A 23,829-nucleotide genomic window follows, 5' to 3' on the forward strand; every position below is an offset into this window, starting at 1 on the left:
GCTTAAAATGGCACATCATCCTTTGGATCCGGCATCTGATATATCTCCCATCCGGGCGCAGACTGTGTTCCAGATTTGGCGCTTTTCAACTGCTGTTCCTTAGCCATGTTTAGCGCATTGGTCGCCTGACCTTGTGCTCCTTTTTTACCGCTCGGGCGGACCGTTCTGGCGCTGATCACGCTGTCAGCTATCACCTGATACCCGGTCTGTGTGCCACCGTCATTACCCGTCCACTGGTTCACCTGCATATTGCCTGCCACGCTCACCAAATCGCCTTTCTGATGCTTCGCCAGCGCCTCGGCCTGCCTGCCAAACGCGGTGACCGCCAGCCAGAAGGTGGCCTCTCCGTTCTCTGCTTTCTGACACGGTAATGTCACCGCCATGCGGGTAAACGCCATCGGGTTGCCGGTGCTGGTTGTTTTGCTCTGAACATCTGCCGCCAGCCGCCCGTACGCTGAAATTTGTGCTGTCATATTTTTAATCCTTCGCGTCGTCTGAATACTTTCATTGGGTAGATAAGGTAGATAATAGGTAGATAATAAAAATATAGTTATCTACCCAATAGGAGCCTTGAATTTAAAGGCATTTCTCACATTGGGTAGACAAGGTAGATAACCAATCAGCCTTTACAGATATTCGTCTGCTTTGTCCGTTAATTGGATATTGGTCTGTCGCCTGCCCTTTATCGTCCGGGTCAGATATTCGGCCTTGTACTCCTTGGCCGCCTCCTTTACCGCCTTGCCAAACTCGGTAACGCTTAACGGCTTTGCCAGCCCCTGATACTCCATGAATGAAAGGTACAGGTGATACAGGTACTGGCGCGGATTGCGGTCTTCTTCCGACCGCTTCCCGCCGCCCATCTCCATCCCTCGAGGCTCGCTCATAAAAGCCAGCGCCGCGCAGAGATCCAATACTGGATTTGACGCCCTTTTAATTTCGAGCGCCTCCGCGCTGTCGCGCTGTTCAATAAGTAATGCCCGGGCATCGTCAGGATCAGCAAACGTGTCCAGCAGCCGGCGGATGATGACCGGTATTTCAGCAGCAATCTTGCGTGGCAGCTCCGGGTCTTTATCTTCTTCCCTCACCCGATGATTGAACTGGAAGATAACCCGGCGGCGAGCAACGCCCCCGGCCCGTTCGGTGAATATCATTGGCGTGTTATTGGTGGCGATCACCACGGCCCGCAGGATGGCAGTAAATTGATGCTCGTTCTTCGGGTCGATTTCGACGGCATCGCCGCCGGTGATGGCTTTAATGCCTGTTCCCTCGCCGGTGTATTTAGGCTGGTCTGGCAAGGTGATCATGCTCTTGCCAACGAACTGAGCGCGGCCACGAGCCGTATCGAGCGCCACCATGTTCCCGCTGGCGGTGTTATGCTCCCCGGCCAGTAGCGTAGCAACCTGGGTGAACACGCTTTTACCGCTTCCCCCTTCCCCGGTTATCTCCAGGAAAAGCTGCCAGTCGTACCGGTTAGCCAACACCATAAACAGCCCGGCGCAGATCCTCTGCATCTTAAGCGCGTCTTTACCTGATGAGTAACTTAGCCATTTATGGAAGTTTGGCGCGTGATCGTGAAGGTTTTCGCCGGGTACCGCCGGGGAATACTCAATACCGTTATGGTTGGTAATCCAGTTGTCGGCGCTATGCTCTGAGAATTGCCCGGTTTGCATGTCGTAAACGCCATTGGTAAAAGCGATCAGGTTCCGGCGTGGCTCCTCCATCATCGGGATAACGATTTTAAGCGCCTCAATGACGTTATTTATGTGCCGTTTGCTGAAGTCTGTCTGGTTTTCATTGTAGATAGCCACCATTTCGCGGCTAAGTTCTAACTGTGTAGCCTTTTCCCATATTCCAGCGCGGTAGGCGTGGACAGCTTCACTTTCGGCGTGGATGGCGATCCGGTTGTAACGCGCGGCCAGCAGCAACGCCTTTTTATTATCAGCCATCTGAGAAAGGCTTACGCCAGTAGCTGCGACCTTCACGATGCTTTCGCCGTTCTCCGCTTCACGCTTCAAGCCAGGCAATCGGGCGGACCAGTCCTCTTTGGGAGATGTCTGGTACATCCCGTCAAAGAAACGCGCCTGACGCACGCCGGCCAGCGCCAGCTTTGTAGCAATGGTGGTGAGCTGTGTCTGGGTAATATCGCCAGCGCGGTACACCCGGGCGCTTTCGCGCCCTTCGTCGATAATAATCAGACTGTCCAGCTCTGCCAGCTGCTTTTCACCAATGTACACGGGGGGCACATCGTCACCGGCTCTTTTACCCTCAGACTCGATCCAGTGTTGGGCGTGACTGTATGCCTCAGTGCCAGCAAAAATTATTGCCTCAGTGAGTTTATCTTTCGGTAATTCTTTGACGTTCGGCGCTCTTTTCATTATTCGTATACTCTCACTGGCTAAATTTCTTTAATAAATTGCGGGGATTCCCGTCTATGGTCCGGCTCGGCGTTAGGGTGAGCGAAGCCCTCGGCAGTAAAGCCGGATAATTTCTTTTTCATAATTTATTTCCTGCGCGAGCTTAGTATTGTACAGCTACAAGCTGCCATAACAGGTCATGCAAACGCGGCTATCATTCGGGCATCCCTGCCAAAAAAAATTCAGTGTTATGCACACTTATTCTTTTCCCTATGTACTTGCATTTCGTGCACGACCATTTCGTTCTCAACAGAAATCATTGCCTCAGGTACGCCTTCTAAAAGGCTTATCAAGGAACCAATCATGGCCTGGTCTCGATCGTCTGCCACACCGCATTCAAGCCAGACAGATAAGACAGCCTGCGCCTGTTCCACACGGCATTGCGCGTCTATCAGTTGGAATCTGCTCATTATTTAGGCTCCTTCCCAGTAGAATTTACAATTTTTTCAAGCTCCATTTGCGCCATATGTGCAAGGGTCAGAAGGGCATCTAAACGCCATGATTCCTCGTCATCTTTCATTGCTTCCTGAATATCCATGAGTGATGTGAGCACGCCTTTGACCTGTTTCACGTAACAGATCGCACTGCATCCTGCATTGATGAGATCGACTCTCGTCATTTCCTTTTCCACATCAGTGTTACGCGAATCCACAATATCGAGATGAGAAATTTTTGCGGTTTTCATGATAATACCTCCAACGCTAATCTGGATTGGATATCTGCAGCTTTGCTGCTGAGTTGCAGGTATGTTCGGGTAATGGATGGGTTACTGTGGCCCAGCATTTCGGAGGCAATCAGAAGTCCCTGCTCACCGCCGGCACTCATCAAGTTGAAGGCAGCAATCTTTCTAGTGGAGTAAGCACTCAGGCGGAGTTTTGCGTTAATGAAATGGTTGAACCACTCCATAACACTATGCAATTTCTTCCAGATTGTCTGTCGGGTAACGCTACCTTCCAGAGACTGACAACGGTTACTTTCAATCTGGGAGCGGGAGAACACCAGATCGTCATCCACCAGGTTACGTTCCTGACGTTGGCGCAGGCGTTTTATAATGCCTAGCGGCAGTTGCTTGGTGTCGTGCTTCACATCAGCACGGGAAACCAGATCAAACACAATGGCTTGTTCAGCATCAGTCATGAGTGCTGCCAGCTCATCACAGGAGATGCTATCCCACTGCATATAGGCAATATGATCGCCAGCTATACGCGCGGCATCCTTTCGTTGCTGGCGAACTATTTCGATACCTTTGCGGGACGCACGTGCTTCAGCTGCTTTGGTCTGCTTCGCAACAATGATAGTGACTTTGCCCGTTTCCCAATTGATGTTGGAATAACGGAGGCTACATACGTCACTGGTTCGCCAACCTGTGCAAACCGAGATATCCCACCACAGCAGCATCCACTCTGGTTGAGTCTGCTGGACTCTTTCGCGCAGCTTGCGCTGTTCATCGCGATCGTAAACAGGCTGCATGGTGCGTGAGCCTTTGGTGCTGATGGATTTAACAACATTTCCACGCAGCTCGCGCGCTTTGGCTGTCAGGGTATGAAGGTTCATTTAGAGGCCTCCTGACGTATACGGCCTGCAAAGAAACAGACATGGTCATGTGCTAATGCGCGACGTGCTTCTTGCTCGCTTTCTGCGGCTATACGATGGAGTTGTGCAGTGATTATTGGTGTATCGCGGTGAACTGCGGCGATAATCCAAATAAATTTGGTTTGAGATTGTACTGGGGCCGTCATCATGATGATGATCTCCTTTGTGTGTTTTAAGGAGTCACCACCAGAGTTGCAACGCTCATGATTGGTGGTGACACTGACAGGGGTTGCAATACCGGACACAAAGGAAACCGGCCAGCCCGAAAGCTGCCCTGCCAGCGCCACCATAGATTCGGTGCGGATCTGTGCCGCTGAAAATGGGGGTACTGACATTACGACAATAAAAAAGACGCTATAGGCGTCTGTTGTCGCCTTTATGTTTTCCGGGTTGCAACGCCCGGCACCAGATTTTGCTGGTGCGTTATTACTGTAGGCTGAACCGGGCATTAAGGGCAAGAGATTTTTTGTATTACGCATGTCTTACCGCCCGCAATTTTCAAGATTGAGCTTCATTTGCCCCAATGCTTCAACTAGGCGTTCGGCTTTGCTTAGGACAAGCAGATCACCTTTGCGTTTCTGCAGGCGAAAACCGGCATCACTTGAATCTACGTCCGATGTCTTACGGGCGTCTGATACAATGTCCTGCAATTGTCTTACGGTGTAATTCAAATAACCGCTATGGTGTTTATCCAGCTCGGTCATGTAGTCATATATGGCGGCTTGCAGCTCGTAGCTGTAGCTCATTGCCATCAAGCAGGCTTCACGCTTGGGGAAATGGAAACATGGCAATATTCGACCGGTGCTATCCGTGTACTGAGCGAAAAATTTCGTTGAGTGATCTTTGCCCAATACCTTTTCCACTTTCTTGAGAAAGTCAGCATGTCTCAATTTCTTATATCCAGCGTCCTTTGCCTGACGTTCGGTATTAATGTATTCCACCATCTGCAGGCTGCTCATTGTCGGTTCGGTATATCCGACAATTAGGCTATCAGTGTCATCAGATTGAGCGAGGCCGCTGGCAGCTAAACCAGAATTTTTCAATTTCATGATTTTTACTCCAGGGAATTAGTAGTGTTTTTTGGATTCCAGCCAGGCGCGGATCTCTGCTGCGTCGTAAACAGATACACGTTCTGATAGGCGAGTAGATTTAGGGAAGTCAGACTTGTTTTTTTCCCAACGCCACAATGTAACTGTGCTGACCTTGAGGAAATCTGCGGTAGCTCTTGGGCGAGCATGTCCAGTTTGAGGGTAGGATTGTGCAATCATATGTGTTCACCTGCCGTGTTATGTAGTTTGTGTAATCAACACGGCAATTAAACAGCTTAAAAAGGAAATGATGTTCCGAAGTCGAAACGATTTCTTCCGAAATCGGAACGGGATTTAGTTTTTGAAATACTTAGAGAATGTGTCGTAACCAGGAATGCTGTAATCAACCAAGTGATTTAACTTTTGCTTTTCAGCAAGAAAAGCTTCCAGAAGATCTCTTTTCTTATTCGTGCTTGCATTGGCGACATCTTGCCCCAGCTCCGGCACAGAGCAGATCAGCATATCTATGAGTCCACCCAGCATATTTTTGTTTAGATTAATTTCTTCACTAACGGCTGATGGAGCAATCTCCTGAGGGCTGTCAACACCACCATTTATGTAGTTAGGAATTACCTTTCCATCATGGATGAATATTTTTTCTATTTGCTTTCTTGTTATGAATAAGTCAGATGGGGTGATAGTGAAAAGAGTTTGGGCGGGCTGCATTAGACCGTCAAATTCATCGAACAACTCAGATGATGGCTGTAAACGTATCGAATCCATTGTTAGATCTTCATCTGCCGGTTTAAGATGTAAATTCAACCCCGTAACCTGCGTTTTCCCTGAAGATTTCAATGATGCAAAGAAATTATCATGGCGAAACGTTATTAGCCCCCATACCCCGAAGATATGACATATAAGGGCAGGTAATGGTTTTTCAAAGTAAAATTCTTGCTCAAATGTTCCATCATCATTGATTTTTGGCTCTGGCCCTATGATAGGCATCAACCCACTGAGCTGGTTGTTTTTAGTGGCTAAATATTTATCGAAATACCCAGTGGTTAGTCTATTTCTAATCCATTCGGCAGGATTTCTACGATACTTAGAACTCAGCTCAATATGCTTGAGCGATGCTTTTAGCCCAGAGAATTTTAAACAAAGTTCTATAGCCCCAATTTCTGCCCAGTGAAGCAAGTCATCCACTCTGCAATTGAGCAACTCAGCCGCTCTGTGGAGATCACAGTATTCTAATGCTGCTATGTTATTTTTTTTCCAAACACTACTTTCCCCTTGGTCTTTTAGGAGAGAGGCTTTTTTTGCATTCATCACGTCACCTATACGCGCACCTGATGAAAACTGAGGCAGGCAGCAGGTGTTACTGCTTTTCGCCTGGCCGGGCTAGCCTCAGTCTATTCTGTTAACTGCCAACTACTCGCAACATCTTCATATCATATGGAGCTACATGCTTATCCGCATTGGCCTGCAGATAATCAGACCACCATTGCATCATGCGGCGGCGTTCCTGCATATGCTGGGCCAGATGAACATAAGCTGCCCGTACTTCATTTCGTTCCTGATGGCTCATCTGCCGTTCAACAGCATCACGCGACCATAGCCCTGACTCAGTTAGAGCAGAGCAGGCCATTGCCCGGAATCCATGTAAGCAAACATCGGCTTGGGTGTCATAGCCCATTACACGCAGGGCCTTGTTCACGGTGTTCTCGCTCATTGGCTTGTATGGGTTGCTATCACCAGGGAAGACCAGTAGATATTCGCCACTGATTTTCTTAATTTCTTCCAACACCTCGATAGCCTGGCTGGATAGCGGTACGTAATGTGCGCTTCCCATCTTTGCACCGCGGTCCGAGTACTTAACTCCTGCAATTTCCTCGCGCTGCCCTGGTATCGTCCACAGGCCGGTTTCAAGGTCTATTTCTTCCCATCTGGCGTGACGTAACTCGCTGGAACGTACAAAGGTATGTAATGAGAACAAAACAGCAAGCCGGGTTAATGGTCTGCCGCTGTAAGTAACCGTTCTCTCCATCAGTTCCGGCAGTCTTTCGAGGGGAAGGGCAGGGCGGTGCCGTGTCTTTGGATTGACGATCGCGCCTTTTAAGTCGTGAGCTGGATTGTAATCGACAATCCCACGCTGTACGGCGTAACGGAAGATACTCGCCATTGTGGTTTTTACACGGCCAGTTGTGGCGCCAATACCTTGCTCAGTCATGACGATCAGCATTGGTAGCAGATCGCGAGTCTTCAGGGTATCGATAGGCTTGTTACCGATAGCAGGGAAAATATGGTTTTCCATTTCCCGCAGAATTTTATTACGTGTTATCTCTTTCCACTCAGGATGGCCCATTGTTCCCCGGTGCCATTCTCTGGCCACAGCTTCAAACGTCGGGGAAGTGGGTTCGTCTTTTTCTGCTTTCTTTATCTCTCGCGGATCTTTACCGTCAGCCAGCATCTGCCTGGCTTCATCACGGCGCTTTCTGGCTGTATTGAGTGGAACGTCTGGATAAACGCCCAGCGCCAGCGTTGCATGCTTGCCGCCGAATCGGTAATTGAATCGCCAGTATTTGCCGCCAGCTTTTTTGACTAGTAAGTAAAGTCCACCACCATCAGGCAGCTTATAGTCCTTCTCGCCGGGTTTGGCGTTCTGAACTTCCATTGGCTTCAGTTTGTTTATAGCCATTGTTTGCCGACCTCATGGTGTAAATTGCGGGTATCTCAATATCGAACTGAGATGTGCCCACAAATATACCCGCAAAATGATGCAATGTCATGAAGTGATATGAAGTCTATTTTATGAGTGTTATGCCCGAAAAGCTTGGTATTGCTGGGTTTTTGAAGTGATGTGAAACTTGGTGAAATGTTTGGGATTTGTCCCCTGCAGGAATCGAACCTGCAACTAGCCCTTAGGAGGGGCTCGTTATATCCATTTAACTAAGGGGACGAAGCGGCACGAGTATAACGTCATTTAGACAATGCGTTAAGCGCGTCACCGCCTGACTGCTTAAAGTGTCGCCATTCACGCCGATTTTTTGCGTTCTTCCTCTTCTTCCTGCCGGGCTTTCAGTTCAGCTTTGCGCTTGTTCGACATATCGTTGCGAATCTGCGCATGGCTGAGCAGGGCAAAGATAAAGGTCCCGCCGCAGATGTTGCCTGCCAGGGTAGGGAGCGCGAAGGGCCAGAAGAACTCGGTCCAGTGGATGGTGCCGTTAAACACCAGATATAAGATTTCCACTGTCCCCACCACAATGTGGGTGGTATCGGCGAGGGCGATAAGCCAGGTCATCAGTATGATAACCACAATCTTTGCCGAACCGGCAGCCGGGAACATCCAGACCATAGTGGCAACGATCCAGCCGGAGATAATGGCGTTGGCGAACATCTCCGACGGGCTATTTTCCATCACGCCCATACCAATTTTCACAAAGGCGTCCCGGGTGGGCTCGTCGAATATCGGCATATACTCAAACGCCCAGGCGGCGACACCGGTACCGATAATATTACCGAGCAGCACCACGCTCCACAGGCGCATCAGCAGGCCGAAATTGCCCCATGTCGGGCTTTGCATCACCGGGAGTACGGCGGTGACGGTGTTCTCCGTAAACAGCTGCTGGCGGGCCATGATCACGATAATAAAGCCAAAGGTATAACCGAGGTTCTCCAGTATGATGCCGCCGGGTATGCCTTCGAGCTCAACGTGGAAAATCCCTTTCGCCAGCAATGAGGCGCTCATCGATAGTCCGGCGGCGATGGCCGACCAGAACAGCGCCATGGCATCGCGCTCCAGCTCTTTCTCACCGTCCTGGCGAATATGTTCATGTATTGCCATCGCGCGTGAGGGTAGCCGGTCCTCATCGACCTCAATCTTCTTTCCCCGGCGTTTCTCCTCGCTTTCAACTTCCAGTTCTTCGGTATGACCGTCTATTTTCTCGTCTTTTAATTCGTCCATTTTAATGCTCCAGAGGTGGCTAATACCCCTTAAGCGTAGCGCTTTTTCCTCCGCCGCCCGTGGGGATGCTCTTAAATTCCCGCAATGGCAATAAAGGCGATACATCAATGGCAAAGGCCGTATAAAATTGCCAGCCAAACGAAAACCCAAAGCCAGGCTATTCTGAGATCATACCAGAGCGTGTTTATTGCCCCGATTTGTGGTCGTAGACATCAGTAGTCGTGCTGATACAATCACTTGCACGTTTACAGACAGAGCGCGAAAGCGCCATGACGGATGGCTTTGCTGATAGCCATACTTAACAGGGAGAACGATATGAAACTTGGGCTGTCGGTGGTTGCGCTGAGCACCACGTTGCTGATGGGCTGCGCCAGCTCCGGCGAGCAGCAGGGGCGCTCCGATCCTCTGGAAGGATTTAACCGCACCATGTACAACTTCAACTATAACGTGCTGGATCCGTATGTGGTGCGCCCGGTTGCGGTGGCATGGCGGGATTATGTTCCACAGCCTGCCCGTAACGGCCTGAGCAACTTCACCAGCAACCTCGAAGAGCCTGCGGTCATGGCGAACTACTTCCTGCAGGGCGATCCTTATCAGGGGATGGTCCACTTCACCCGATTCTTCCTCAACACCCTGTTAGGGATGGGCGGCTTTATTGACGTTGCCGGGATGGCGAATCCGAAGCTGCAGCGCGAGCAGCCGCACCGTTTCGGTAGTACTCTGGGTCACTACAATGTGGGTTACGGCCCGTACGTGCATCTGCCGTTCTACGGTAGCTTCACCCTGCGTGACGATGGCGGCGACATGGTCGATACGCTCTATCCGGTGCTGTCATGGCTGACCTGGCCGCTGTCGGTGGGTAAATGGACGCTGGAAGGGGTAGAGACGCGCGCGCAGCTGCTGGATTCCGACGGTCTGCTGCGTCAGTCCTCCGATCCGTATCTCATGGTGCGTGAGGCCTACTTCCAGAACCACGACTTCATTGCTAACGGCGGCAAGCTGAAACCGGAAGAGAATCCGAACGCGAAAGCGATCGAAAACGAACTCTCCGAGATTGATGCGGAATAAAAAAGAAAAGGTGAGCCCCAGGGCTCACCTTTTTTAATCGTGATGTGATTAGAACGCGTAGTTGAAGTTCATGCCATACAGCCAGGCTTTACCTTCAGAAGAGAACTCATACGGACCTTCCTGGAACGACACTTTCTGACCGTGCATATAAGAGACACCCGCATCGATTGAGGCATCTTTGTTGAATGCGTAGGTTGCACCGGCGCTCAGCCAGAAGCGATCCTGATCCGGAATGGAGATAGAACGTTTGTCTGCCGGAACCGGGCTGTCATCGAAGGCAATACCGGTACGGAACGTCCAGTTATCATCCATATAGTAGGTGGTACCCAGCGCGATGCGGTACGCGTCTTTAAAGCTTTCATCTTTATAGAAAAGCGTATCACCGCCGCTGTTAGTCGCTTTCAGCTCCTGGAACTGGCTCCAGCTTGTGTAAGTCAGGCTATAGTGGATAGCCCATTGCGGTGCGACTCTGTTGTAGCCGGACAGTTCCCACATCTCAGGTAAATTCAGGGTCAGAGAACCGCCAGTGGTGCGGCCATCCGTTCCCATCGGCAGACCAAAGTTGCCCAGGATCTGGTTGTAGGCTGAAGGCAGGCTGCTCTTATAGTCGCCATCGAAATCGATTTTTACTTCAGAGCGGTAGGTAAAGCCATACCGGTTGTTCTTGTCGATTTCATACAGAATACCGGCATTCCAGCCAAAGCCCCACTCATCACCCTTCAGGTAGGCAATCTGGGTGTCTCCCTGGATCCCGGCGACCTGACGTGCCAGAGCCGGAGGTAATGCGCCGGACCCTGCGACGATGCGACCCAGGTCACCCGCGTAGCGCTCAATTTTCGCTTTTGCATACACAGCATCAAACCCAACACCGAAACTCCAGTGATTATCCAGGCGATAAGCACCGCTCAGGTTCAGGTTGAGGGTTTCCAGGTCGGTTGTACCGCCGTACGCTCCTGCCGCGTAGTTGTTATTGAACTCGGTCGCCAGTCCGTAGTTAGAGGTAACGGACGCGCCCCAGCCAAATTGGTCATTGATTGGCGCGACGAAGTGCAGGTTTGGAACCCATGCTGTTGGCGCGATATTACTCGCATTCAGGCTTGCGCCCGTTGGAGAGCGTCCGGAGATATCTACATCAGGGTCAACAAAAATGGCACCTGCGGAGAAGGTTGGACGATCAAACATCATGATCAGGGCAGGGTTACGGCTCGCGTTCCCGGCGTCATCAGCAATGGCGCCTTCCCCGGAATAGGCACGGCCCAGGCCTGAGGAAGAGAACTCGTTAAGCTGGAATCCCGCTGACCAGGCGGAGGTGGAGACGATTGCCACTGCGACTGCCAGCGCAGTTTTTTTGAACAGGGTTTTCTGGCTCATGACCATAACCTCATTGAGTTATTTTTATGCAATATTTGTTACATACCGTAACAGGAGCGCGAAGTGTAGGGTCTGTGGTAACACTTAGAAATCAGACCAGTGGCGAGAGTATAGGTCTGACCAGATAGAATGTTGCAAGAGTGTTTGTGAATATTTACTGATATGTTTTTCGAAACGGGATCTGGGTGGCAAAATTGTGACCAGTTCGCTTCCTCCGAATGGGTGATTTTTGTTTTAGATCATTTTTACTTGTGATATTGCTCACTTACCCGGTTTTCGGCCATTAACAACTGGAGCCACCCCCGCCCGGGGCGTAAAATATCAGCATCGTGTCTATTCTCGCGCCGTGCGCGAATTCAGAGGAAATCTACTATGAGTAAATGCAGTGCTGATGAAACCCCGGTTTGCTGCTGTATGGATGTGGGCACCATCGTGGACAACACGGATTGCACCGCCTCTTACAGCCGTGAGTTCGCTAGCCGTGCCGACGCCGAAGAGACGCTGGCTGCCCTGACCGAAAAAGCCCGCGGCGTGGAGTCCGAACCGTGCGAAATTAAATCCACCTTCACCGACGTGGAAAGCGGGGTTCGCCTGGACATCGACTTCGTGTTCAGCTGCGAAGCAGAATCCCTGATTTTTCAACTCGGTCTGCGCTAATTCCTTTCAACGCCTCCTTCCCGGAGGCGTTTCGTTTGCTCTCTGTGTGTTCGCTCGCAATTTTTCTTCTCCCTGATTGGCTAATGTAAAAATTTGGTTAAGACTGTTATCAGGTCAGACCACTTTGCGCATTTGTTATTCACAGGGGAGCGTTATGAGTCAGGCATTACCGCTAATCACCCGTCAGGGCGATCGCATTGCCATTGTCAGTGGATTACGTACGCCGTTTGCCCGTCAGGCGACGGCGTTTCATGGCATTCCTGCCGTCGATCTGGGGAAAATGGTCGTAGGAGAGTTACTGGCTCGCAGTGAAATTCCTCCCGAAGTAATTGAACAGCTGGTCTTTGGCCAGGTAGTGCAAATGCCGGAAGCGCCCAATATCGCCCGTGAAATCGTGCTGGGCACCGGGATGAACGTTCACACCGATGCCTACAGCGTGAGTCGCGCCTGCGCCACCAGCTTTCAGGCGGTAGCAAACGTCGCGGAGAGCCTGATAACCGGCACCATTCGCGCCGGGATTGCTGGCGGCGCCGACTCCTCGTCCGTTTTACCGATTGGCGTCAGCAAAAAGCTCGCCCGCGTGCTGGTGGACGTCAATAAAGCCCGCACCACCGGGCAGCGCCTGTCGCTGTTTTCGCGCCTGCGTCTGCGCGATTTACTCCCTGTGCCGCCAGCCGTGGCGGAATATTCCACCGGCTTGCGCATGGGCGATACCGCCGAGCAGATGGCGAAAACCTACGGCATCACCCGTGAACAGCAGGATGCCCTGGCACACCGCTCGCACCAGCGCGCCGCTCAGGCCTGGGCGGAAGGCAAACTGGCGGACGAGGTCATGACGGCCTATACGCCGCCATTCCGCGAGCCGCTCAGCCAGGATAACAATATTCGCGGCACCTCTACGCTTGCGGATTACGCAAAACTGCGCCCGGCGTTCGACCGCAAACACGGCACCGTCACCGCAGCGAACAGCACTCCGTTAACCGACGGCGCGGCGGCGGTGATCCTGATGACCGAATCTCGCGCCAGAGAGCTGGGCCTGAAGCCGCTCGGCTATCTGCGCAGCTACGCCTTCACCGCCATTGATGTCTGGCAGGACATGCTGCTGGGACCGGCCTGGTCCACGCCGCTGGCGCTTGAACGTGCCGGGCTTACCATGGACGATCTGACGCTTATCGACATGCACGAAGCCTTTGCCGCGCAGACCCTGGCCAACGTGCAACTGCTGGCCAGCGAACGCTTTGCCCGGGACGTGCTGGGCCGCGCCCATGCTACAGGCGAAGTGGATGAGAGCAAATTTAACGTGCTGGGGGGCTCTATTGCGTACGGTCACCCCTTTGCGGCGACCGGGGCGAGGATGATCACCCAGACGCTGCATGAGCTGCGCCGTCGCGGCGGCGGTTTTGGCCTGGTCACCGCCTGCGCCGCGGGTGGTCTGGGTGCCGCAATGGTTCTGGAGGCTGAATAATGGAGATGACAACGGCGTTTACCCTGCACGTGCGTCTGGACAACGTGGCGGTGGTCACCATCGATGCGCCAGGCGAGAAGATGAATACCCTGAAAGCGGAGTTTGGCGGCCAGGTTCGCGCCATCCTCAAGCAGGTGCGTGAAAACAAAAACCTGCGCGGGCTGGTGTTTATCTCGGCCAAGCCGGACAACTTTATTGCCGGGGCCGATATCAACATGATTGCCCGCGCCGAAAGCGTGCAGGTGGCGGAAGATCTGGCCCGTCAGGGGCAGCAGATCATGGCCGAAATTCATGCCCTGCCGATCCCGGTGATTGCGGCGATCCACGGGGCCTGCCTCGGCGGCGGTCTGGAGCTGGCGCTGGCCTGTCACGCACGCATCTGCACCGACGACGCCAAAACGGTGCTGGGCCTGCCGGAAGTGCAGCTTGGCTTACTGCCGGGCTCGGGCGGCACCCAGCGTCTGCCGCGTCTGGTGGGCGTCAGCACGGCGCTGGAGATGATCCTCGCCGGTAAACAGCTGCGCCCGCGCCAGGCCCTGAAGGTCGGGCTGGTGGATGAAGTAGTTCCGCATTCCATTCTGCTGGAGGCCGCCGTTGCGCTGGCCCTGAAAGGCAAACCGGACACCCGTCGCTTACCGGTGCGCGAGCGCGTGCTGGCAGGGCCGCTGGGCCGTGCGCTGCTGTTCAACATGGTGGGCAAAAAAACCGAGCAAAAAACCCAGGGGAACTACCCGGCGACAAAACGCATTCTCGAGGTGATCCATACCGGCCTGACCCAGGGCAGCAGCAGTGGCTATGCCGCAGAAGCGAAAGCCTTTGGCGAACTGGCGATGACCCCACAGTCTCAGGCGCTGCGCAGCATCTTTTTTGCCAGTACCGAAGTGAAAAAAGATCCCGGCAGCGAGGCGGAGCCAGCGCCGCTGGAGTCTGTCGGTGTGCTGGGCGGCGGGCTGATGGGGGGCGGTATCGCTTTCGTCAGCGCCAGCAAAGGCAAATTACCGGTGCGGATCAAGGACATCAACCCGAAGGGGATCAACCACGCCCTTCAGTACAGCTGGCAGTTGCTTGATAAAAAGGTCAAACGCCGCCATATCAAAGCCAGCAAGCGCGATCGCCAGCTGGCGCTGATCTCCGGCACCACTGACTACAGCGGTTTCCGGCATCGCGATCTGGTAATTGAGGCGGTATTCGAAGATCTGGCCCTGAAACAGCAGATGGTGGCCGAGGTAGAGGCGAACTGTGCCCCGCACACCATTTTTGCCTCCAACACCTCGTCGTTGCCTATTGGCGATATTGCGGCCGGGGCCGCACGCCCTGAACAGGTGATCGGGCTGCATTTCTTCAGTCCGGTAGAAAAAATGCCGCTGGTGGAGGTCATCCCGCACGCCGGAACCAGCCCGCAGACCATTGCCACCGTGGTGAAGCTGGCAAAAATGCAGGGCAAAACGCCGGTGGTGGTGGCCGATAAAGCCGGGTTCTACGTCAACCGCATTCTGGCGCCTTATATCAATGAGGCCATGCGCCTGCTGACTGAAGGCGAAAAGGTTGAACATATCGATAACGCGCTGGTGAAGTTTGGTTTCCCGGTCGGCCCAATCCAACTTTTGGATGAGGTGGGAATCGATACCGGCACTAAAATTATACCTGTGCTGGAAAGCGCTTACGGTGAACGGTTTAGCGCACCTGCAAACATTGTTTCTGCAATTTTGAATGACGATCGCAAAGGCAGAAAAAATGGACGCGGTTTCTATCTTTACGATCCAAAAGGGCGTAAAAGCAAGAAACAGGTAGACCCGGCAATTTATGGGCTTATTCAGCCTGCCGGCGAGGGCAAACTCTCTGCGACACAGTGCGCAGAACGTTGCGTCATGATGATGCTCAACGAAGCGGCGCGCTGCTTTGATGAGAAGGTCATTAAAAATGCCCGCGACGGCGATATTGGCGCCGTGTTTGGCATTGGTTTCCCACCTTTCCTGGGTGGCCCGTTCCGCTATATGGATAGCTTAGGTGCGGGTGAAGTTGTTGCGATTTTACAACGACTGGCTGTGCAATATGGGCCGCGGTTTACGCCGTGTGACGCTTTATTGCAGATGGCGGATCAGGGGCTGCGATTTTGGCCAGCAAAGGAAACTGACCTTGTAAATTAAGGTCAAATAAGAGTAAATCCGCCGTTGAAGGGTCTGGTCCTGTCTAATTTGTAAACTGACATTGACTATACTTACGCCGTTGAGGTAAAAAACAGCGTTTCATTCAACGGATGGATCAGGCACAATGCCCGGCCATCGGGTTTTCTACCTCGTTATGTGTTCACGCGGGGAAGTAACACCGGTGATCCTGGTCAACAAAAGCGGTGCAATATGCAAGTTTTTATCATGCGTCACGGTGACGCGGCACTTGATGCTGCCAGTGACTCTGTACGTCCTCTGACGCCTTGCGGCTGTGACGAGTCCCGTCAAATGGCAACCTGGCTGAAAGGGCAAAAAGTGGATATTGAACGTGTCCTCGTCAGCCCGTTCCTACGCGCTGAACAGACGCTGGACGTGGTAGGGGAGTGTATGAACCTGCCAGACAGTGTCGACGTTCTGCCAGAGCTTACCCCGTGTGGCGATGTGGGTCTTGTCAGTGCCTATCTTCAGGCGCTGTGCAATGAAGGTGTCGCTTCTGCGCTGGTGATTTCCCATCTGCCGTTAGTCGGCTATCTGGTATCTGAACTCTGCCCGGGCGAAACGCCGCCGATGTTCAGCACCTCTGCCATTGCCAATGTCACCCTCAATGAAACGGGTGCTGGCGTCTTCAACTGGCAGATGAGCCCCTGCAATCTGAAGATGGCGAAAGCTATCTGACGTAACAGATCCAGGCGGGTAGCAATTGCCACCCGCCTGCCTCTCAGGGCAGCTCAGGCGGTTGCCACTCTTCTACTTCAATCAACACCAGCAATGCGGCATCTCCGCCGTACTCTTTGGGTGCCTGATGAAAAGCCATCACGTGTGGATGCTGAGCCAGCCACAGCGGGGTTTGCTGCTTAAGAATATGTTTGCCGTGGCCGTGCATCACGCAGGCACAAAAGACATGTTCGCGGCGGCAGGCGGCAATCAGCGCGCCCAGCTCCTGTTTCGCCTGCATCTGGGTTAACCCGTGTAGATCGAGAAACAGCTCCGGCGAATAATCCCCACGACGCAATTTTTTCAGCTCGAAGTGGCTGACGTCCGACCGCACGTATTTCACGGCGCCTTCCGTATTCAGCAGCGGCTGAAACTCGTCGGAAAAATAGTGGCTGGCGTCGGCCTGCTCCTGCAGCAACCGTTTTACGGGAACTTCACTCACTTTTTTACGCAGCGGGCGGTGGACGATGGTGTCCTGCTTGATTTTACGCGTGCCTGTCATCAGCTGACGAAACAGCGTTTGATCCTCCTGGCTCAAGGATGTTTTCTTTTTCATATGTCCGTCTCATCTCTTATTTCCGACAGTGTACCTGACTCGCCGTACGGCAAAACGCATTTTTTACCCGCAAGCCGTTAGCGACAGTGCTGATTTATCGCCGTCTTCATGGCACACTAGCCGCCGAAAATTTAGCGAGCATGCCCTGGAGAACATAGTGGATAAAATTTTTGTCGATGAAGCGGTGAATGAGCTGCAAACCATTCAGGACATGTTGCGTTGGGCGGTCAGCCGTTTCAGCGCGGCCAATATCTGGTACGGTCACGGTACCGACAACCCGTGGGATGAGGCGGTACAGCTGGTGTTGCCGTCACTCTATCTGCCGCTGGATATCCCTGAAGATATGCGTTCTGCGCGCCTCACCTCCAGTGAAAAACACCGTATCGTTGAGCGCGTGATCCGTCGCGTTAACGAGCGCATCCCGGTGGCCTACCTCACCAACAAAGCCTGGTTCTGCGGCCATGAATTCTTTGTCGATGAACGCGTGCTGGTGCCGCGATCGCCGATTGGTGAACTGATCAATAACCATTTCGCCGGCCTGATTGACCATCAGCCTGAGCATATCCTCGATATGTGTACCGGCAGCGGCTGCATCGCCATTGCCTGCGCTTATTCCTTCCCGGATGCGGAAGTGGACGCCGTGGATATCTCCCCTGACGCGCTGGCGGTAGCGGAACACAACATTGAAGAACACGGTCTGATCCATCACGTCACGCCGATCCGTTCCGATCTTTTCCGTGACCTGCCGAAAGTGCAGTACGACCTGATTGTGACCAATCCACCGTACGTCGATGCAGAAGATATGTCCGATCTGCCAAACGAATACCGCCATGAACCTGAGCTGGGACTGGCTTCCGGCTCCGACGGCCTGAAGCTGACCCGCCGTATACTGGCCTGCGCGCCGGATTATCTGACCGATGACGGTATTCTGATTTGTGAAGTCGGTAACAGCATGGTACATCTGATGGAGCAATATCCGGATGTGCCGTTCACCTGGCTCGAGTTCGACAACGGTGGCGACGGCGTCTTCATGCTGACCAAAGCGCAGCTTCTCGTCGCGCGCGAGCACTTCAGCATCTACAAAGATTAATCCAACGGGCTTCGGCCCGTTTCACATTGCGCAAACACAGAAAGCTCAAACACAGAACAACGAAAACGGAGCCGTGATGGCAGGAAACAGTATTGGACAATTATTTCGTGTGACCACGTTTGGCGAGTCGCACGGGCTGGCGCTGGGTTGCATCGTTGATGGCGTACCGCCTGGCATCGAACTGACCGAAGCTGATTTACAGCACGATCTCGACAGGCGCCGCCCGGGCACCTCGCGCTATACCACCCAGCGCCGCGAGCCGGATCAAGTCAAAATCCTGTCAGGCGTCTTTGAAGGACGCACCACCGGCACCAGCATCGGCCTGCTGATTGAGAATACCGATCAGCGCTCCCAGGACTACGGCGCCATCAAGGATGTGTTCCGCCCGGGCCACGCTGACTATACCTACGAACAGAAATACGGTTTTCGTGACTATCGCGGCGGCGGACGCTCCTCCGCCCGTGAAACCGCCATGCGCGTGGCGGCAGGCGCCATTGCTAAAAAATACCTGGCGCAGAAGTTTGGTATTGTCATTCGCGGCTGCCTGACCCAGATGGGCGACATTCCGCTGGCGATCGAAGACTGGGATCAGGTTGAACAGAACCCGTTCTTCTGCGCCGATGCCTCGAAGCTGGAAGCGCTGGACGAACTGATGCGCGCCCTGAAAAAAGAGGGTGACTCCATTGGTGCCAAAGTCACGGTCGTGGCCGACGGCGTTCCGCCGGGCTGGGGTGAGCCGGTCTTTGACCGCCTCGACGCCGACATTGCCCATGCGATGATGAGCATCAACGCGGTGAAAGGGGTAGAGATTGGCGACGGTTTTGACGTGGTGGCGCTTCGCGGCAGCCAGAACCGCGACGAAATTACTAAAGAGGGCTTCCAGAGCAATCACGCGGGCGGCATTCTGGGCGGCATCAGCAGCGGGCAGCAGATTGTGGCTAACATTGCGCTGAAACCAACCTCCAGCATTACCGTGCCGGGCCACACCATTAACCGCTCTGGCGAAGAAGTTGAGATGATCACCAAAGGACGTCACGATCCGTGCGTCGGGATCCGCGCAGTGCCCATCGCCGAAGCGATGCTGGCGATCGTGCTGATGGATCACTTCCTGCGCCAGCGCGCGCAGAATGCGGATGTGACGACCACCATTCCACGCTGGTAACCATGAAAAAAACCGCAATTGCTCTGCTGGCGCTGCTTGCCAGCGGGACCGCTCTGGCGGCAACGCCGTGGCAAAAAATCACCCACCCGGTGGCGGGCAGCGCCCAGTCCATCGGCGGGTTCTCTAATGGCTGTATCGTAGGCGCAGAAGCGCTGCCGCAGCAGTCCTCCACGTATCAGGTGATGCGCACCGATCAGCGCCGCTACTTTGGTCACCCGGATCTGGTGCTGTTTATTCAGCGCCTCAGCAACCAGGTGCATAACCTGGGGCTGGGCACGGTGCTGATTGGCGATATGGGGATGCCGGCAGGCGGACGCTTTAACGGCGGCCATGCCAGCCATCAAACCGGGCTGGACGTGGATATCTTCCTGCAGCTGCCGAAAACCCGCTGGACCTCGGCCCAGTTGCTGAAGCCCCAGGCGCTCGATCTGGTCGCCAGCGACGGCAAGCGTGTGGTGCCGTCGCTCTGGTCGCAGGATGTTTCCGCCATGATCAAGCTGGCGGCAAAAGATAACGACGTCACGCGCATCTTCGTTAACCCGGCCATCAAGCAGCAGCTTTGCGAAGATGCCGGAACCGACCGAGACTGGCTGCGTAAAGTGCGGCCGTGGTTCCAGCACCGTGCGCATATGCACGTGCGTCTGCGCTGCCCGGCGAACAGCCTGGAATGCGAAGATCAGCCGCTGCCACCGCCTGGCGATGGCTGTGGTTACGAACTGCAAAGCTGGTTTGAACCGGCCAAGCCTGGAACCTCTAAGCCTGAGAAGAAGACACCACCTCCGTTGCCGCCTTCCTGCCAGGCGCTACTGGATGAGCATGTACTTTAATGGACCAATTTGCTGAGTTGTTTATGGTATCGCCGCTGCTGCTGGTGGCGCTGTTTTTTATCGCTATGCTGGCCGGTTTTATTGATGCACTGGCGGGCGGCGGCGGGCTGTTAACCGTTCCGGCCCTGCTGGCGGCGGGGATGAGCCCGGCGCAGGCGCTGGCGACCAACAAGCTGCAGGCGTGCGGCGGATCGTTATCCGCCTCGATCTATTTTATCCGCCGCAAGGTAGTGAGCCTCGCCGACCAGAAGCTCAATATCCTGATGACCTTTATCGGCTCAACCAGCGGTGCGCTGCTGGTGCAGCATGTGCAGTCCGATATACTGCGCCAGATCTTACCCATCCTCGTTATCTGTATTGGTCTCTACTTTTTACTGATGCCAAAGCTTGGCGAAGAGGACAGGCAGCGCCGCCTGCACGGATTGCCGTTTGCGCTGATTGCCGGTGGCTGTGTCGGCTTTTATGACGGTTTCTTCGGCCCGGGCGCCGGGTCGTTTTACGCCCTGGCGTTCGTGACCCTGGCCGGTTTTAACCTCGCCAAATCCACCGCCCATGCCAAAGTACTGAACGCCACCTCGAACCTCGGTGGCCTGCTGCTGTTTATCATCGGCGGCAAGGTGATCTGGGCGACCGGCTTTGTGATGATGGCCGGACAATTTCTGGGCGCGCGGGCAGGTTCGCGCCTGGTGTTAAGCAAAGGGCAACAGCTCATCCGTCCGATGATTGTCATTGTCTCGGCCGTAATGAGTGCCAAACTTCTTTATGACAGCCACGGACAGGAGATCCTCCACTGGTTGGGGATGAACTAATGAACAGTACGCATAAATACGAACAGCTGATTGAGGTTTTCAACGGATGCTTCGCGGAAGATTTTAATACCCGTCTGATTAAAGGCGACGACGAACCGATCTATCTTCCTGCTGATGCGGAAGTGCCGTACAACCGGATTGTGTTCGCTCACGGCTTTTATGCCAGCGGTTTGCATGAAATATCGCACTGGTGTATCGCAGGAAAAGCGCGTCGCGAGCTGGTGGACTTTGGCTACTGGTACTGCCCGGACGGCCGCGACGCCGCGACCCAGGGACAGTTTGAAGATGTAGAGGTCAAACCCCAGGCGCTGGAGTGGCTGCTGTGCGTGGCGGCAGGATTCCCGTTTAACGTCAGCTGTGACAACCTCGAAGGCGACTTTGAGCCAGACCGTATTGTCTTCCAGCGCCGCGTTCACGCGCAGGTGATGGAGTATCTTGAGAAAGGCATTCCGGAACGTCCGGCACGCTTGATCAAGGCTTTACAGAATTATTACCACACGCCGGAGATCACGGCGGAATGCTTCCCCTGGCCGGAAGATCTTAACTGAGGAAAGAAGATGATCGCAGAATTTGAATCACGCATTCTGGCATTAATTGATGACATGGTGGAGCACGCCAGTGACGATGAACTGTTTGCCAGCGGTTATCTGCGTGGTCACCTGACGCTCGCCGTCGCCGAACTGGAAGCCGGTGACGACCACTCTCCGGACGCGGTGCACGCTGAAGTGTCACGTAGCCTGGAAAAAGCCATTCTGGCGGGCGAACTCTCTCCGCGCGACCAGTCTCTGGTGCTGGGGATGTGGGATACGTTGTTTCAGAAAGCCAGCGTAAACGCATAGGTGATGTAGGCCGGGCAAGCGAATGCGCCGCCCGGCAAGAAATCGGCTCCCTCGCCAGATGCCCGGTGGCGCTACGCTTACCGGGCCTACGATTTGACCATTTTCCCCTTCAACAACTTCCTTACCCATAACCGGTTCGGATTGAGCGCCGCCAGCGTGTGGCTGTCCAGCGGGATCGGCTCGTTGCTCATCTGCGCAGCAAGCACTTCCGCCGTCAGCGGGGCCGTGCAGAGCCCGCGTGAACCCAGCCCGCCAAGCACGAACAGATTACGAAACTCCGGGGCGCTGACCGCCTGCTCTTTGTTATTAGCGAGATCCTGATACGCCGCCAGGGTGGCGTCATAATCCGGCACCGCACCGGTCATCGGCAGGTGATCGCGGGTGGCACAGCGAATACCGTTTCGCGCCTCACCGGCGCTGACATCCACTTCACGCGCCCACGCCGCCTGTGGCAGGCAGTCGATCAGGCGCTGGCGATTATTCTGCTGATCCTCTTCGCTGTACTGCGGTTCGGTCTGCCCGCGATGATAGCTTGCGCCGATGCAGTGCTGACCGTTAACCGGGTTTTGCGGGGTCAGATAGCCGTCGTAGCAGAGCACCTGACGCAGCTGGCTCAGCTGTTCAGCCGCCGGAATATGGCTCACCTGGCCGCCCACCGGGTAAACCGGCAGCTGGGCGGTCTGGCTGAACTGGCTGATGCCGTGTCCGTTCGCCAGCACCACGCTGCCATGCTGCGCCCGCTCACCCTCGGCAAACTCCAGCATCCACCGGGTGTCGGCCTGCTCCAGTGATTTCACCCGACGGCCATAGTGCACCTGCAGGCCGAGGGTCTGCGCCAGGGTAATCACCGCCGCGGTGAGCTGGGCCGGACACAGCCAGCCGCCGAGCGGATACTGGATCCCGCCGCAGCCGGTGGGCACGCCGATGCTTTTTTGCACCTGTCCGGCATCCACCGCCACCGCGATCTGCTCCGGCAGACCCAGGGCCAGCATCTGGTCGATTTTTTTCTGGCTCTTCTCATCCCAGCCCAGTTGGGTGACGCCGCACCACGCATGATCAAAGTCTACCGGCAGAGCATCGTACAGACGGCGGGCGAAGGTGAATGCCGCCGGGAAAAACTGGCTCAGCGCGGCATCATGTGCGCTCAACAATGGATAGAGCGCCCCCTGGCGATTGCCGGAGGCACCCGCCGCCGGGGCATCGTCGGCGCAGTAGAGTGTCACCTGCCAGCCACGGCGTAACAGCGCCAGCGACAGCAGGGCGCTGGCGATCCCGCCGCCCACGACGGCGGTTTCGCGCCCGTCGCTGGCCGTACGGGTAAACCACGGCGTGCGGGCAGGGGAGGGAAGATCCTGCTCCATCACCCCGATGAGCATTTCGCGCTTGCGGCCAAAGCCTTTGGTTTTTTGCACCCTGAAGCCCGCCTCCTGCAGGCCGCGACGGACAAATCCGGCGCAGGTAAAGGTGGCGAGCGTCCCGCCCGGCCGGACCAGACGAGCCATGGCAGCAAACAGCTGCGCGTTCCACATATCCGGATTTTTGGACGGGGCAAAGCCGTCGAGGAACCAGGCATCGACCTGCTGATTCAGGGAGTCATCCAGCCTGTCGGTGAGCTCATTGATATCACCGAGCCAGATATCGAGCGTGATGCGCCCGCCGTCCAGCAGCAGACGATGGCAGCCCGCGACGGGCAGCGGCCACTGGGCCTGGAGCTGTTCCGCCCAGGGCGCCAGCTCCGGCCAGTGCTGGTGCGCCAGACGCAGATCGTCGGCGGCCAGCGGAAATTTCTCGAAACTGATGAAATGTAACCTTTGCAGCGTAGCGTCAGGGTGAGCTGCACGGAAGCGATCGAAGGCTTGCCAGAGGGTGAGAAAGTTCAGCCCGGTGCCAAATCCGCTTTCGGCCACCACAAACAGATCGCGGGGATGCAGCGGAAAACGGGAATTCAGCTGGTTTCCATCGAGGAAAACATAACGTGTCTCTTCCAGTCCGTTATCATTAGAGAAGTAGACATCATCAAAATCTCGGGAAACAGGTGTACCCTCAGCGTTGAATTCGAGGTTGGCAGGTTGTATGGCGTTTTGTTTCACGTAAGTTACTCGTCTGA

At 54.5% G+C, this 23,829-nt stretch carries 25 protein-coding genes and 1 tRNA gene; 11 read left to right on the forward strand and 15 right to left on the reverse strand.

Going from position 1 to position 23,829, the window contains the following annotated elements:
• Positions 1 to 2: 2 nt before the first annotated feature.
• The 12 genes from FFB58_RS10470 to FFB58_RS10525 form a co-directional block, all read right to left on the reverse strand.
• Positions 3 to 473 (reverse strand): single-stranded DNA-binding protein, encoded by a 471-nt coding sequence (locus tag FFB58_RS10470; protein ID WP_138369830.1) that lies wholly within the window; start codon positions 471 to 473, stop codon positions 3 to 5.
• 153 nt (positions 474 to 626) lie between these two features.
• Positions 627 to 2,375, reverse strand: coding sequence for a DUF5906 domain-containing protein (locus FFB58_RS10475; protein WP_138369831.1), 1,749 nt, complete (start codon positions 2,373 to 2,375; stop codon positions 627 to 629).
• A gap of 227 nt (positions 2,376 to 2,602) precedes the next feature.
• A complete protein-coding gene (locus FFB58_RS10480) occupies positions 2,603 to 2,824 on the reverse strand; it encodes a hypothetical protein (RefSeq protein ID WP_138369832.1) in 222 nt (73 codons plus the stop codon).
• Positions 2,824 to 3,099, reverse strand: a complete 276-nt coding sequence (locus FFB58_RS10485) for a hypothetical protein (protein WP_138369833.1) — start codon at positions 3,097 to 3,099, stop codon at positions 2,824 to 2,826. The genes FFB58_RS10480 and FFB58_RS10485 overlap by 1 nt, the downstream gene beginning before the upstream one ends.
• Positions 3,096 to 3,968 (reverse strand): tyrosine-type recombinase/integrase, encoded by an 873-nt coding sequence (locus tag FFB58_RS10490; protein ID WP_138369834.1) that lies wholly within the window; start codon positions 3,966 to 3,968, stop codon positions 3,096 to 3,098. Before FFB58_RS10490 ends, FFB58_RS10485 begins: the two co-directional genes overlap by 4 nt.
• On the reverse strand, positions 3,965 to 4,486 hold the full coding sequence (locus FFB58_RS10495) for a host cell division inhibitor Icd-like protein (protein ID WP_138369835.1): 522 nt from the start codon (positions 4,484 to 4,486) through the stop codon (positions 3,965 to 3,967). Before FFB58_RS10495 ends, FFB58_RS10490 begins: the two co-directional genes overlap by 4 nt.
• A gap of 3 nt (positions 4,487 to 4,489) precedes the next feature.
• Positions 4,490 to 5,056 carry a Rha family transcriptional regulator gene (locus FFB58_RS10500; RefSeq protein WP_138369836.1) on the reverse strand — a complete coding sequence of 189 codons (567 nt, stop codon included), beginning with the start codon at positions 5,054 to 5,056 and terminating at the stop codon, positions 4,490 to 4,492.
• Positions 5,057 to 5,074: 18 nt separating this feature from the next.
• Complete coding sequence (locus FFB58_RS10505; RefSeq protein WP_138369837.1) at positions 5,075 to 5,275, reverse strand: AlpA family phage regulatory protein; 201 nt, start codon at positions 5,273 to 5,275, stop codon at positions 5,075 to 5,077.
• A gap of 114 nt (positions 5,276 to 5,389) precedes the next feature.
• Entirely contained in the window at positions 5,390 to 6,361 is a 972-nt protein-coding gene (locus tag FFB58_RS10510; protein ID WP_138369838.1) for a hypothetical protein, read from the reverse strand.
• A 91-nt stretch (positions 6,362 to 6,452) separates the two neighbouring features.
• Positions 6,453 to 7,730: an integrase arm-type DNA-binding domain-containing protein gene (locus FFB58_RS10515; RefSeq protein ID WP_138369839.1), complete on the reverse strand. Its 1,278-nt coding sequence runs from the start codon at positions 7,728 to 7,730 to the stop codon at positions 6,453 to 6,455.
• Positions 7,731 to 7,919: 189 nt separating this feature from the next.
• Positions 7,920 to 7,991, reverse strand: a tRNA-Arg gene (locus tag FFB58_RS10520).
• Positions 7,992 to 8,066: 75 nt separating this feature from the next.
• Positions 8,067 to 8,996 carry a formate/nitrite transporter family protein gene (locus tag FFB58_RS10525; RefSeq protein WP_039030928.1) on the reverse strand — a complete coding sequence of 310 codons (930 nt, stop codon included), beginning with the start codon at positions 8,994 to 8,996 and terminating at the stop codon, positions 8,067 to 8,069.
• Between the two features lie 315 nt (positions 8,997 to 9,311).
• On the opposite strand from FFB58_RS10525, the gene mlaA reads away from it, so the two are divergent.
• Complete coding sequence (gene mlaA / locus FFB58_RS10530) at positions 9,312 to 10,064, forward strand: phospholipid-binding lipoprotein MlaA (RefSeq protein ID WP_039030929.1); 753 nt, start codon at positions 9,312 to 9,314, stop codon at positions 10,062 to 10,064.
• 48 nt (positions 10,065 to 10,112) lie between these two features.
• Here mlaA and fadL read toward each other — a convergent pair whose 3' ends face one another.
• On the reverse strand, positions 10,113 to 11,435 hold the full coding sequence (gene fadL, locus FFB58_RS10535; protein WP_171029954.1) for a long-chain fatty acid transporter FadL: 1,323 nt from the start codon (positions 11,433 to 11,435) through the stop codon (positions 10,113 to 10,115).
• A 372-nt stretch (positions 11,436 to 11,807) separates the two neighbouring features.
• Here fadL and FFB58_RS10540 point away from each other — a divergent pair, with 372 nt between their 5' ends.
• The 4 genes from FFB58_RS10540 to sixA all read left to right on the forward strand — a co-directional run bounded on the left by FFB58_RS10540 (position 11,808) and on the right by sixA (position 16,400).
• Positions 11,808 to 12,092, forward strand: a complete 285-nt coding sequence (locus FFB58_RS10540) for a YfcZ/YiiS family protein (protein ID WP_138369840.1) — start codon at positions 11,808 to 11,810, stop codon at positions 12,090 to 12,092.
• A gap of 154 nt (positions 12,093 to 12,246) precedes the next feature.
• Entirely contained in the window at positions 12,247 to 13,557 is a 1,311-nt protein-coding gene (fadI, locus tag FFB58_RS10545) for an acetyl-CoA C-acyltransferase FadI (RefSeq protein ID WP_138369841.1), read from the forward strand.
• Positions 13,557 to 15,704 carry a fatty acid oxidation complex subunit alpha FadJ gene (fadJ, locus tag FFB58_RS10550; protein WP_138369842.1) on the forward strand — a complete coding sequence of 716 codons (2,148 nt, stop codon included), beginning with the start codon at positions 13,557 to 13,559 and terminating at the stop codon, positions 15,702 to 15,704. Before fadI ends, fadJ begins: the two co-directional genes overlap by 1 nt.
• Positions 15,705 to 15,914: 210 nt before the next feature.
• Positions 15,915 to 16,400, forward strand: coding sequence for a phosphohistidine phosphatase SixA (gene sixA, locus FFB58_RS10555; protein WP_039030934.1), 486 nt, complete (start codon positions 15,915 to 15,917; stop codon positions 16,398 to 16,400).
• A gap of 43 nt (positions 16,401 to 16,443) precedes the next feature.
• On the opposite strand, the gene smrB is transcribed toward sixA, so the two are convergent.
• Positions 16,444 to 16,995 (reverse strand): endonuclease SmrB, encoded by a 552-nt coding sequence (smrB, locus tag FFB58_RS10560; RefSeq protein WP_039030935.1) that lies wholly within the window; start codon positions 16,993 to 16,995, stop codon positions 16,444 to 16,446.
• A 157-nt stretch (positions 16,996 to 17,152) separates the two neighbouring features.
• On the opposite strand from smrB, the gene prmB reads away from it, so the two are divergent.
• From prmB to FFB58_RS10590, 6 genes are all read left to right on the forward strand, one after another.
• Positions 17,153 to 18,085: a 50S ribosomal protein L3 N(5)-glutamine methyltransferase gene (gene prmB / locus FFB58_RS10565; RefSeq protein ID WP_039030936.1), complete on the forward strand. Its 933-nt coding sequence runs from the start codon at positions 17,153 to 17,155 to the stop codon at positions 18,083 to 18,085.
• 76 nt (positions 18,086 to 18,161) lie between these two features.
• Complete coding sequence (gene aroC, locus FFB58_RS10570) at positions 18,162 to 19,247, forward strand: chorismate synthase (protein ID WP_039030937.1); 1,086 nt, start codon at positions 18,162 to 18,164, stop codon at positions 19,245 to 19,247.
• Positions 19,248 to 19,249: 2 nt separating this feature from the next.
• Positions 19,250 to 20,074: a penicillin-insensitive murein endopeptidase gene (gene mepA / locus FFB58_RS10575; protein ID WP_138369843.1), complete on the forward strand. Its 825-nt coding sequence runs from the start codon at positions 19,250 to 19,252 to the stop codon at positions 20,072 to 20,074.
• Positions 20,074 to 20,883, forward strand: coding sequence for a sulfite exporter TauE/SafE family protein (locus FFB58_RS10580; protein ID WP_039030939.1), 810 nt, complete (start codon positions 20,074 to 20,076; stop codon positions 20,881 to 20,883). Before mepA ends, FFB58_RS10580 begins: the two co-directional genes overlap by 1 nt.
• The gene (locus tag FFB58_RS10585; protein WP_039030940.1) at positions 20,883 to 21,431 is read left to right on the forward strand and encodes an elongation factor P hydroxylase; all 549 of its coding nucleotides are present in this window, start codon (positions 20,883 to 20,885) and stop codon (positions 21,429 to 21,431) included. The genes FFB58_RS10580 and FFB58_RS10585 overlap by 1 nt, the downstream gene beginning before the upstream one ends.
• Positions 21,432 to 21,440: 9 nt before the next feature.
• Entirely contained in the window at positions 21,441 to 21,722 is a 282-nt protein-coding gene (locus FFB58_RS10590; RefSeq protein ID WP_039030941.1) for a YfcL family protein, read from the forward strand.
• An 86-nt stretch (positions 21,723 to 21,808) separates the two neighbouring features.
• Here the strand turns inward: FFB58_RS10590 and mnmC are convergent, their stop codons facing one another.
• A complete protein-coding gene (mnmC, locus tag FFB58_RS10595; protein ID WP_171029955.1) occupies positions 21,809 to 23,812 on the reverse strand; it encodes a bifunctional tRNA (5-methylaminomethyl-2-thiouridine)(34)-methyltransferase MnmD/FAD-dependent 5-carboxymethylaminomethyl-2-thiouridine(34) oxidoreductase MnmC in 2,004 nt (667 codons plus the stop codon).
• Positions 23,813 to 23,829: the final 17 nt, after the last annotated feature.

This window comes from Enterobacter sp. MF024 (assembly GCF_005843915.1).
Taxonomy (GTDB): Bacteria; Pseudomonadota; Gammaproteobacteria; order Enterobacterales; family Enterobacteriaceae; genus Enterobacter; species Enterobacter barmai.